The following is a 2509-nucleotide window of genomic DNA, read 5'->3' as shown; positions in this document are numbered from 1 at the left end:
GTAGGCTAAGCACCCAGCGCCTTGTCATATTTCTATGGTAGGTTTCCGAGTACTCGCCTCCGAACCGGACTTACAAGTCTCCCTGTATCCGGCTCTCCACTAATTAATTCAGTCTGATTCTTCGGTCGGGGTCTATTTTTGCATGACACTTTGAGCAGACAGCCAAAGTTTTTCGTCTTCGAGCTATCATTTTCTTTTCCCAGTCGGATTTACCTTTCAGGTCTTTAAGTTTGCGAACGTGATGCATTTCGAGTTTATCGGTAGCACCGCATAATTCGCAAACTTGGAGCTTCAGCCTTTCCATAAGGCTGTTACGTCCACCTGTTATGGAAACTGTCCGTGGAATAGTGTCACAGTAAATATTCCCTGCAACCTTTTTGCGTTTGAAACCATCATGATAAAATGATTGGTAAAGTGTCTTACCCTTGCTATTTTCATATGCCACTTGGAAAACCTTGTTCTTTTTATATTTCAGAAGTATTTTCTTTACAGATGATTTGTATTTGTTCGCAAATACCTTATACATGCTGTATGACATAATGTGATAGAAAGAATTGATGACATAGCTGTTATTGGCTATTGAGTAGTAATTATAGAACCCTCGGATTTCGGCATTGAACTGACTGACTATTTCCAAGTCATCCAAGTTCAGCATGTACGTTCTGACGATGGATTTCCAAACCTCTTTGCCATTGACGACCGCGATTCTTGCGGCTTTATAATCAAAGAGTTTCTTCCGCATCGTTTCAAAATTCAGGTACAATACAGGCTTGTGTCCGAATGCACGAACCGTTTTACCGTACTTATCCTTACGTAAATCGTTACACCTACGTATAAATACGTCATATCCGAGAAATTTCGCTGGTTTCTGCGCATTGGTTATCAGTGTCTTTTCGTCTGACAGTTCCAGTTTAAGAGCTTCATTCAAATAATTCTTAATATCCTCTTTTACTGTTTTGCAGTCTTCAAGATTACCGGTAATTCCAATCAGAAAGTCATCTGCGTATCTCACGTATTTTAACCGTTTGATACTGCTGTCCATTTCATTACGTGCCGGATAGTTGTTCCGTTCTTCTCGTAGCCGCTTAATTTCGGCGGTCATCTGTTTCCTTACCTTTACATCTTTCTCATTCTTTAGTTTCTTTGCCAGTCGGTATCTTCGCTGTTCGTAGAGCTTGTATCGAGCGTCGCCTTTTCTTGTTACCCCTTTATTGAACCGATTGATGTATTCCTTGATGTACTTGTCGAACTTGTCAAGGTAGATGTTAGCCAGTATTGGGCTGATAATCCCGCCTTGCGGAGTTCCACTGTACGTTCTATGAAATACCCAGTCTTCCACATATCCGGCATTCAGGAATTTTCTGATAAGCCGCAAAAATCTCTCGTCGGCGATACGTTCCCGAAGAATATTAATCAGTACGTCATGATTGATATTGTCGAAGAATCCTTTAATATCGCCTTCAATAAACCATTTCACGGCAGTGAATGTCTTTTGTATATCTATAAGAGCAGTATGACAACTTCGTTTGGGACGAAACCCATGTGAAGTATGTTCAAAACTACCTTCATAGATTGCTTCAAGTATCATTCTGACTACTTCCTGTACCAGCTTATCATCAAAAGAGGGTATGCCAAGCGGACGTTTTTTCCCGTTTTTCTTAGGTATGTACGTCCTTTTGGACGGATTAGGCTGATAAGTCTCATTTTTAAGACTGCCAATCAGTTGTTCAACTCGGTCAATACTCATTCCGTCAATGGTTTTACCATCGGCTCCTGCCGTCATGTTGCCTGTCTTGCTGTAAATATTCTGATAGGCTACATAAAACATTTCCTCGTTAAACAGCACTCTATACAGCCGCTCAAACTTATAGTTCAAGTTACCGCTGTGTTTACTCAGACTGTTCAACACATTTTCTGGATTTCTCATGTCTCTCACATCTTCCTTTAAATTGTTAAACTTAATTAGCTGCTCCCCTTCGCCATGTACAGGGCGTTACCCTGCTCAGACTACTATGGAAGCTCCGTTGCCATGCCAGATATTCAGGGGCAGACCCCATAGCCCTACAACTGGCTTTCCGGTTTAGGCAATCCCCGTTTAGAAATTTGACGACTATTTGGCTCGATAGATTGTCGGATACGACTTTCGTCCTTTACTACTTATGGTAGTTGCCTTGCGGTAAGTTTATGCTACTCCTGCTACGTGTCATCAGTGTAGTACCGCAACATAACGGTATAATTCCGAAGAATTATTCAACTGTCTTCCGTCATTGCCCAAGGATACGACTGCTCGGACTATCGTTCAACCAATGCAGGCTTTATCCTCATATCTATCATTTTAACTTGCCATTCGGTCGCAGCCTGACAGTTGGCTGACTTATGGCTTTACCAACGTGCTATGTTCCCTTGTGGGGTTTTCCCCTCCGGTTAGCGGTTGTTAATGGGCATTTTAAACACTTGCCCAGTCGCTTGCCAAAGCGACATTCGTCAAATTCCCTTTACGGGCGCACCA

Annotated in this window: 1 protein-coding gene; it reads right to left on the bottom strand. The window is 42.1% G+C overall.

Annotated features, from left to right (window positions below; translation table 11 throughout):
• Positions 1 to 103: 103 nt before the first annotated feature.
• A complete protein-coding gene (locus BSCG_RS00175) occupies positions 104 to 1927 on the bottom strand; it encodes a reverse transcriptase/maturase family protein (RefSeq protein WP_005680466.1) in 1824 nt (607 codons plus the stop codon).
• Positions 1928 to 2509: the final 582 nt, after the last annotated feature.

The organism is Bacteroides sp. 2_2_4, from assembly GCF_000157055.1.
GTDB lineage: Bacteria > Bacteroidota > Bacteroidia > Bacteroidales > Bacteroidaceae > Bacteroides > Bacteroides ovatus.
Note: the sequence above shows the minus strand (reverse complement) of the source record. Positions and strands in the feature narration are given on the sequence as shown.